The sequence below is a fragment of the Catellatospora sp. NPDC049609 genome (assembly GCF_040675365.1).
Lineage (GTDB): Bacteria > Actinomycetota > Actinomycetes > Mycobacteriales > Micromonosporaceae > Catellatospora.
Genome location: NZ_JBFAOU010000040.1, coordinates 43,843 through 52,546 on the forward strand (window position 1 = coordinate 43,843; position 8,704 = coordinate 52,546).

General features: G+C 74.3%; 6 protein-coding genes. 4 read left to right on the top strand and 2 right to left on the bottom strand.

The features are described 5' to 3' along the window. Window positions 1–73 precede the first annotated feature (73 nt). The 3 genes from AB0J67_RS14290 (at window position 74) to AB0J67_RS14300 (ending at window position 5,317) form a co-directional block, all read left to right on the top strand. Complete coding sequence (locus AB0J67_RS14290) at window positions 74–2,614, top strand: cation-translocating P-type ATPase (RefSeq protein WP_363481411.1); 2,541 nt, start codon at window positions 74–76, stop codon at window positions 2,612–2,614. Window positions 2,615–2,639: 25 nt separating this feature from the next. Then, on the top strand, window positions 2,640–3,539 hold the full coding sequence (locus AB0J67_RS14295) for a universal stress protein (RefSeq protein WP_363481414.1): 900 nt from the start codon (window positions 2,640–2,642) through the stop codon (window positions 3,537–3,539). Window positions 3,540–3,637: 98 nt separating this feature from the next. Beyond that, a complete protein-coding gene (locus tag AB0J67_RS14300) occupies window positions 3,638–5,317 on the top strand; it encodes a GAF domain-containing protein (RefSeq protein WP_363481417.1) in 1,680 nt (559 codons plus the stop codon). Here the strand turns inward: AB0J67_RS14300 and AB0J67_RS14305 are convergent. Further along, window positions 5,314–5,955 carry a response regulator transcription factor gene (locus AB0J67_RS14305; RefSeq protein WP_363481420.1) on the bottom strand — a complete coding sequence of 214 codons (642 nt, stop codon included), beginning with the start codon at window positions 5,953–5,955 and terminating at the stop codon, window positions 5,314–5,316. The two genes, AB0J67_RS14300 and AB0J67_RS14305, sit on opposite strands and share 4 nt — an antisense overlap. A gap of 132 nt (window positions 5,956–6,087) precedes the next feature. On the opposite strand from AB0J67_RS14305, the gene AB0J67_RS14310 reads away from it, so the two are divergent. Beyond that, window positions 6,088–7,068: a nitroreductase family protein gene (locus tag AB0J67_RS14310; RefSeq protein WP_363481423.1), complete on the top strand. Its 981-nt coding sequence runs from the start codon at window positions 6,088–6,090 to the stop codon at window positions 7,066–7,068. A gap of 43 nt (window positions 7,069–7,111) precedes the next feature. Here AB0J67_RS14310 and AB0J67_RS14315 read toward each other — a convergent pair. Beyond that, window positions 7,112–8,704, bottom strand: a 1,593-nt coding sequence (locus AB0J67_RS14315) for a glycoside hydrolase 43 family protein (protein ID WP_363481426.1), incomplete at its 5' end; no start/stop codon positions are given.

Sequence of the window (8,704 nt, forward strand, 5' to 3'; positions counted from 1 at the left end):
TGGCCCGGTGGCCCGGTCGCGGCGGGGCGATCTGCTCTGGGCCGCCGTCCGGCAGGGGCGAGAGCCTGGACACATGACCCTCACCGAAACAGCCGCCACGGACGCGCGGCAGCGGCCGCCGGGCCTCACCTCAGCCGAGGCCGCGGCACGGCTGGCGCAGGACGGCCCCAACGCCGTCGCCCGCCCGCATCCGCCGCGGCTGCTGCGGCGGGTGCTGGCGCAGCTGGCCGATCCGCTCGTGTCGCTGCTGCTGGCGGCCGGTGCGGTGACCGGCCTGCTGGGCGACTGGGCCGACACGGCGATCATCGCCGTGGTCGTGTGCCTCAACACCGCCATCGGCGTCGCCCAGCAGGTCCGCGCGGACAAGGCCGTCGCGGCCCTGGACACCCTCACCGCACCGACCGCCCGGGTCACCCGCGACGGCGCGGAGCTGGTCGTGCCCGCCGCCGACCTGGTGTACGCGGATGTGGTGCGGGTCGAGGCCGGCGACATCGTCCCCGCCGACCTGCTGCTGCACGACGCCCACCGGTGCCAGGCCGACGAGGCGGCCCTGACGGGGGAGTCCGTGCCCGTGGCCCGTGCCGCCGGCGACGAGCTGTCCGCCGGGACGGTGCTGGTCACCGGCCGCGCAACGGGGACGGTGGTCCGGACCGGGTCACGCAGCGCCCTGGGCCGCATCGCCGAGCTCGTCGCGACCACCCACGCCGGGCCCACCCCGCTGCAGCGGCGGCTGACCCGCCTCAGCCGCGTCCTGGGCGCCGTCGCGGTGGCGCTGTGCCTGGTCGTGTTCGCGGTCGGGCTGGCGTCCGGCCGGCCGCTGCTGTTCATGGCGCTGACCGCGGTCAGCCTGGTCGTCGCCGCGGTCCCCGAGTCGCTGCCCGCGGTGGTCACCCTGTCGCTGGCGCTGGGCGCCCGCCGGATGGCCCGCCGCCGCGCCATTCCCCGCAACCTGCACGCGGTGGAGACGATGGGATCGGTGACCGTCGTCGCGTCCGACAAGACCGGCACCATGACCGAGGGCCGGATGACCGTACGCCGAGCCGTCACCGCCGCCGGCGCGGTCTCGGTCACCGGCACCGGCTACGAACCCGCCGGCCGCGTCGACGGCGGGCCACTGTCGCAGCCCCTGCTCGAGCTGGCCCGAGCCGGGCTGCTGTGCTCCGACGCCGTCGTCCTCGCCCCGGCCGCCGACCGGCCGGCCTGGACCGCGGTCGGCGACCCGCTCGAAGCCGCGCTGGTCACCTTCGCGGCCCGGTGCGGCCTGGACCCGGCGGCGACCCGCGCCGCCACGCCCCGCTGGGCCGAGCACCCGTTCGACCAGGCCACCCGACAGATGACCACCGTCCATCGAGACGGCGACGCGTTCCTGACCATCTGCAAGGGCGCACCCGAGAGCGTGCTGGCCGCCCCGGTGGCCGACCCGGCCGACCCCCGGGTGGCCGCTGCCCGGCAGGCCGCCGCGGAACTGGCCGCCGCCGGGCTTCGCGTGCTGGCGATCGCGGCGGCGACGACGCCCGAGCCCGTCAACCCCATCGCGCCCACCGGTCTGCGGCCCCTCGGCGTGATCGGCATCGAGGACCCGCTGCGGCCCTCCGCCGCGGCGACCGCCGCCGAGTTCGCCCAGGCGGGCATCCGGCTCATGCTGATCACCGGAGACCACCCCGGCACCGCCGCGCACATCGCCGCCCAGGTCGGCATCTGGCGGCCCGGCGACCCGATCGCCACCGGGGACCGGCCCGAGCACGCCCACCAGGTGCACGTGTTCGCCCGCACCCAGCCCGAGCAGAAGCTCGACATCATCGCCGAACTGCAGCACCACGGCCACGTCGTGGCGATGACCGGCGACGGCGTCAACGACGCCCCCGCGCTCAGCCGCGCCGACATCGGCGTGGCGATGGGCGGCGGCACCGAGGTCGCCCGGCAGGCCGCCGACCTGGTGCTGCTCGACGACAACCTCGCCACCGTCGGCCATGCCGTCGCCGAAGGCCGCCGGGTGTACGACAACATCCGCCGCTTCCTGCGCTACGGACTGGCCGGCGGCGCCGCCGAACTCGCCGTCATGCTCATCGGCCCGCTGCTCGGCCTGGGCGTGCCGCTGCTGCCCGGCCAGATCCTGTGGATCAACCTGCTCACCCACGGCCTGCCCGGCGTCGCGCTGGGCGCCGAGCCCGCCGAACCCGACGTGCTGCGCCGCCCACCGCGCCGGCCCGACGAGCAGATCCTCGGCGGCGGCCTGCTGCAGGGCATCCTGGCGCTCGGCGCGCTGCTGACCGCCGTCACCCTTGGCGTCGGCCTCTACGCGGCGGCCGCCGGCTGGCCCTGGCAGAGCATGGTCTTCGTCGTGCTCGGCCTGGCCCAGCTCGGCATCGCCCTGGCCTCGCGGGCCACCCGTCCGCGGGGCACCCGCTGGGCCAACCCCGGCCTGCTCGCCGCCGTCGCCCTGTCCGCCCTGGCCCAGATCGCCGCGGTCGCCGTCCCGGCGCTGCGCGCACTGCTGGGCACCGCCCCGCTCACCACCACCCAGCTCGCCGTCTGCGCCGCGGCCGCCCTGCTGCCCGGAGCGGTCGCCGCCGGCTGGCGGTCGGCCCGCCGGCACCACCACAACCGTCGATAGCGCGTACCACCGACAGGAGTCAGCCATGGACAGCCGCCCCTCCCACACCCACCCCGACGTGGTCGTCGGCGTCGACGGATCAGCCGCCGCCCTGACCGCCGTCCGGCTCGCCGCGCGGGAGGCCGCCCGCCGCGGTCGGCACCTGCGGATCGTGCACGCGTTCATCTGGCCGCTGATGCACGTCAACGTCGGTGCGTCCGAGGCCGTGCCCGAGGGCGGCCTGCGCCACGACGCCGAACGCGTCCTCGCCGAAGCCGCCGAGACCGCGACCGCCGCCGAGCCCGACCTCACCGTCGCGATCGAACTGCGCACCGGAGCACCCGCGCCGGTGCTGCTGGCCGCGGCGCGCGACGCCGACCTGCTGGTGCTCGGCGACCGCGGGCTCGGCGGCTTCACCGGGCTGCTGCTGGGCTCCGTCGCGGTGCAGGCCGCCGCCCACAGCACCACGCCGGTCCTCATCTCCCGCGGCGAGGAGCACACCGGCGGCCCGATCGTCGCGGGAGTCGACGACTCCGCGGCGGGCAGGGCGGCGGTCGAGGCCGCCTTCGTCGCCGCCGAGCAGCGCCACGCCGCGCTGCTGGCCGTACGCACCTGGACGGCCCCGCCCACGGCCACGATCTACACCCCGCCGGTGCCGCCGGACTTCGGACCGGTCGAGGATGCCGAAAGGCTCGTCCTCGCCGACGCCGTGGCCGCGGGCCTGGACCGGCATCCCAAGGTCGACGTGCGCGAACAACTGGTGTGCGGGCGGCCGGGCCGGACCCTGGTGCAGCTCAGCGAGCTCGCCCAGCTGGTCGTCGTCGGCGCGCGCGGGCGCGGCGGATTCACGGGACTGCTGCTCGGCTCGGTCAGCCAGCAGGTCCTGCACCACGCCGCCTGCCCCGTCCTGGTGGTGCCGGACCCGCGACCTGATCGCGCCTCGTGACCGGCGGCGACCACCCGCGGACCGTCGCGGCGGCGGCCTGCCGCTGCCGCCGCCCCGCGAACCAGGCGTGGCCGCACCCCGGCCCGGGCCATAGCATCATGGCTGTGGAACCACAGTGGGCATCGCTCGGGCTGTCGCCCCTGTCGCGCGTGCAGCTCGACGAGCTCCTGCAGGAGCTGCTCGACCGCGTGTCGCAGGTCATGGCCAGCCGCGAGCGGCTGCGCGGCCTGCTCGACGCCGTCGTCGGCATCGGCACCGGCCTGGACCTGCGCTCCACCCTGGAACGGATCGTCGTGGCCGCGTGCCGCCTGGCCGACGCCCGCTACGGCGCCCTCGGGGTCCTCGGCCCCGACGACCGCCTGGTGGAGTTCATCACCCACGGCATCTCCCCGGAGCAGCACGCCGCCATCGGCGACCTGCCCACCGGCCACGGCGTGCTCGGGCTGCTGATCAGCCACCCGGAGCCGGTGCGGGTGCCCGACATCTCCACCCACCCGCGCTCGGTCGGCTTCCCGGCCAACCACCCGCCGATGCACAGCTTCCTCGGGGTGCCGATCCGCATCCGCGACCAGGTGTTCGGCAACCTCTACCTGGCGGAGAAGAGCAGCGCGGCCGAGTTCACCGACGACGACGAGGAGATCACGATCGCGCTGGCCGCGGCGGCGGGCGCCGCGATCGAGAACGCCCGCCTGTACGAGGTGGCGCAACGCCGGCAGCGGTGGCTGGCCGCCACCGCGGAGATCATCAATTCGCTCGGTGAGGACACCTCGACCGCCGAGGCGCTGGAGCTGGTGGCCCGCCGCACCCGCGAGGTCGCCGAGGCCGACCTCGTCGCGGTGCTGCTGCACGACCAGGACGACGCCAGCCTGACCGTGGCGGTCGTCGACGCGGCCGAGCCCGTGCCGGGGCTGGCCGGAGCGGTCCTGCCCGTGGGACAGACCGGGTTCGCCCCGGTGCTGGTCAACCAGCAGGTGGTGTCCCTGGACCAGCTCGGCAAGGCCGCACCCTGGCCGGTCGCGGTGCCCGACATCCGCGGCATCGCGGCGCCCTTCGCCGCCGGGCAGGGCGTGCTGCTGGTCGCGTACACCGGCGCGGCCCGCGCCGACGACGAGCTGCTGCTGACCGCGTTCGCCGGGCAGGCCGGGCTGGCGCTGCTGCGCGCCCAGGCCCGGGAGGACCGCGAGCAGCTGCTGGTGCTCTCCGACCGGGAACGCATCGCGCGCGACCTGCACGACGTCGTCATCCAGCGGCTGTTCGCCACCGGCCTGCAACTGCAGACCGTCGCATCGATGGCCGCGACCCGGCCGGAGCTGGCGACCCGGATCGGTGCGGCCGTCGACGACCTGGACAGCACCATCCGCGACATCCGCGGGGCGATCTTCGAGCTGCGCAGCCCCGCGGGGCAGTCACTGCGTGCCGAGCTGCGCACCCTCGTCGACGGCGCCGCGGAGTCGCTGGGGTTCCGGCCCGAGCTGGTCCTGGACGGGCCGCTGGACAGCGCCGTGCCCGACGAGCTGCGCGCCGACCTGCTCGCGGTGGTCCGCGAAGCGCTGTCCAACGTGGTCCGGCACGCCCACGCCGGCCGGGTCCAGGTCGCGGTCACGGTCGACGGGGGCCGGCTCAGCGCCGTCGTCTCCGACAACGGCATCGGCGGTGCCACGCCACGCGGCGGGCTGCGCAACCTCGCCGAGCGCGCCGCCCGGCACGGCGGGCAGCTCACCGTCGAGGCCGGCGCTCCCGCCGGCACGATGCTGCGCTGGAGCGTGCCGACCGCCTAGCGCGGCGGCTGCCCGGTCAGCTTCACCGCGAACACCGCGGCCTGCGTACGCCGTTCCAGGCCCAGCTTGGCCAGCAGGCTCGACACGTAGTTCTTGACGGTCTTCTCGGCCAGGAACATCTCCGCCGCGATCTGCCGGTTGGTCAGCCCGTCGGCGACATGGGCCAGGATCTTGCGTTCCTGCTCGGTCAGGGACTTGAGCTGGTCGGGCTCGTGCTGGGGGTTGCGGATGCGTTCCAGGACCCGCTGGGTGATCGCCGGGTCGAGCAGCGACTGCCCGGCCGCGACCCGGCGGATGCCGTCGACGAGATCAGTGCCCTTGATCTGCTTGAGGACGTAACCGGCGGCACCGGCCATGATCGCCGCGAACAGCGCCTCGTCGTCCTCGTACGAGGTGAGGATCAGGCCCTTGATCGCGGGGTCGACCGAACGCACGTCACGGCACACGTCGATGCCGCTGCCGTCGGGCAGCCGCCCGTCCAGCACCGCGACGTCGGGCCGCAGCGCCGGGATGCGCCTGGTCGCCTCGGCCGCCGAGCCCGACTCTCCTACCACCTCGATGTCACCGGCGGCTTCGAGCAGGTCGCGTAGGCCACGACGCACCACTTCGTGGTCGTCGAGCAGAAAGACACGGATCACACCTGCATTCTCCGCCTCACCCGCCGCCGCGGGAAAGGGACCAAAGACCCCTCCGCCGACAGGACCCCCGGCCCTGCGCCACCGGGCCCGCCGGCACTGACCCGCGCGGCACCGCCGACGGACAGTGAGGTCATGACAGCAGACGAGACCATCAGCGCCCGGGCGCTGTACGACGCGGCCCGCACCGCGCTCGCCGCGCCGTCGATCTTCAACACCCAGCCGTGGCGCTGGCACGCCGCGCCGGACCGGCTGCGACTTCACGCCGACCGGCAGCGCCAGCTGCTCACCGCCGACCCCCAGGGCCGGCTGCTGACCGTCAGCTGCGGGGCGGCACTGCACCACGCCCGCATCGCCCTGGCCGCCGCAGGACACCAGGCCGACGTACGCGAGCTGCCCGACCCGGCCGACCCGGACCTGCTCGCCGACCTCCGCATCGCGGGCGTCCACGAGCCGTCCCTGGCCGAGCTGCAGGCCTGCGCCGCGATCAGGCGCCGGCACACCGACCGGCGGCCGTTCACCACGCAACCGGTCGCCGAGGCCACCTGCCGGGCGCTGGTGGTCGCCGGCGAGCTCGAGCACGCCCACGTGCACCTGGTCGGGGTCGAACAGGTCGGGGTCCTCGCGCTCGCGGCGGTCCGCGCCGGAGCGCTGCAGCTGTCCGACCCCGACTACCGCGCCGAGCTCGCCGACTGGACACACCGGCCGCCGTGGAGCGGCGAGGGCGTGCCGACGGCGACCACCGTGCGGGCGGTCCCGCGGCGGGTGCCGATCCGCGACTACGCGCCGTTCGGCGGCGAGACGATGCGACCCGGCCGCGACACCGACGCCGGAGCTCGCTACCTCATCCTGTTCACCGACGAGGACACCCCGGCCGCCTGGCTGCACGCCGGGCAGGCGCTGTCCGCGGTGCTGCTTACCGCGACCGGCCACGGCCTGGGCAGCGCACCCATCAGCGACGTCACCGAGGTGCCCGGAACCCGCGACGAGCTGCGCCGCCTGCTGCCGGGCCTCGGCCGGCCGCAGGTCTGCGTCCGCGTCGGCTACGCCCAGCCCGGCCTGCCGGCGCCGGCCACCCGGCGGCCGTACGAAGAGTCCATCAACACCGCACCCTGAGCTCCCCACCCGCCGGGTGGCGGGTGGGGAGCGGCTCGCAGGATCAGGGTGTGGTCAGGTCGAACCGGGACACCGTCACCGACCCGCCCAGCGACTGGGTGGCGTAGTTGAAGATGCCGTACCGGTAGCCCATGAAGAACTGCCAGGCGTTGTTGAGGGTGAAGGCGGAGCCCAGCGAGGTGAAGTTGGTGCCGTCGGTGCTGTACGAGAACCGGGCCTGGCGCCCGCTGCCGGGTCTGATGTCGGCGTTGACGCGTAGCCAGATCCGCCCGCCGGAGATCCCGGCCGAGGCGTTCTCGGTGCCGGTGCCGGTGGTGTTCCAGCTGCTGTCCATGGTCAGCCCGTTGGTCATGACGACGCGGGTCGTGCCGTTGTCGCGTTTGACGCCGATCCAGGCCGACGAGTCGCGCAGCATGGCCAGGCCGGCGCGGTCGCCGTCACGCATGGTCGAGTAGTCCAGCGCGATGGTGGCCGTGGAGGTCGGCCCCTGGATGCGGTGGGTGAGCGTGTTGCGGGCGTTGTAGAGGTCGTTGGTCACGGTGGCCGTCTGCAGCCGCAGCCCGTTGTTGACGGAGTACCGGCTGGTGTCGGGGTTGTGGTTCCACTCCCACTGCGGGCCGAGGGCGGTGCCGGCGAAGGTGTCGGTGCCGATCATCGGTTTGACGGTGCGGGTAGGCAGGTTGGGCTTCGGGTAGTTGGCGCCCCACGCGCCGTTGACCAGCTGGATCTGCGGCCAGCCGTCGGCGGTCCAGGTGACCGGGGCCAGGACGGGGATGCGCCCGCCGGGGTAGGAGTCGACGAACGCCATGTAGTACCAGGCGCCGTTCTGGGTCTGGACGAGGCCGCCCTGGTGCGGGACGCCGCCGCCGGCGACGGGGCCGGGCAGGTTGAGCAGCAGCTGCTGCATCGTGTACGGGCCCCAGGGGCTGGACGACTTGAGGATGTACTGCCCGTTGGCGGGCCGGGTGAGGAAGATGTAGTAGCTGCCGTTGCGCTTGTAGAACCGGGCGCCCTCCAGGGTGCCCACCGACGACGGGGTGGTGAACACCTGCTGCGCGCGGACCTGGCTGAGCCCGTCCGCCGACAGCTGGGCGACGCTGATGGTGCCGTTGCCGTAGGCGACGTACATGGTGTCGTTGTCGTCGACGAGCAGCCCGGCGTCGTAGTAGCAGTTGTTGATCGTGGACCGCTTGCTCCAGGGCCCTTCCACGGTCGAGGCCGTGTACACGTAGGTCCGGTTGAACTCCATGCAGCCCATCCAGTAGAAGGTGCTGTTGGAGGGGCGGTAGTTCAGCGTCGACGCCCAGATGCCCTTGACGTAGGCGCGGCCGTTGCCGTTGAGGTTGTACGCGTTGGAATGGTCGAGGGTCGGCACCGAGTGCCCGGCGAACTCCCAGTTGACCAGGTCGTAGGAGCGCAGGATCGGCGCGCCGGGGGAGTAGTGCATGGTGGAGGCCGAGTAGTAGTAGGCGTCGCCGACCCGGATGATGTCGATGTCGGCGAAGTCCTGCCACAGCACCGGGTTGGTGAAGGTGCCGCCGGACGGCGGCGGGCTGGACGGCGGCGGGGTGGTGCCGACGGGCACGAGCTGCCACTGCTGGTTGTTGCCGCCCCAGTCGTCGTACTGGACGATGTT

Excerpts from the sequence above, each read along its gene's own strand:
- AB0J67_RS14295 (WP_363481414.1), top strand. The coding sequence starts at position 2,640 with ATGGACAGCCGCCCCTCCCACACCCACCCCGACGTGGTCGTCGGCGTC.
- AB0J67_RS14310 (WP_363481423.1), top strand. The coding sequence starts at position 6,088 with ATGACAGCAGACGAGACCATCAGCGCCCGGGCGCTGTACGACGCGGCC.
- AB0J67_RS14300 (WP_363481417.1), top strand. The coding sequence starts at position 3,638 with ATGGCTGTGGAACCACAGTGGGCATCGCTCGGGCTGTCGCCCCTGTCG.
- AB0J67_RS14290 (WP_363481411.1), top strand. The coding sequence starts at position 74 with ATGACCCTCACCGAAACAGCCGCCACGGACGCGCGGCAGCGGCCGCCG.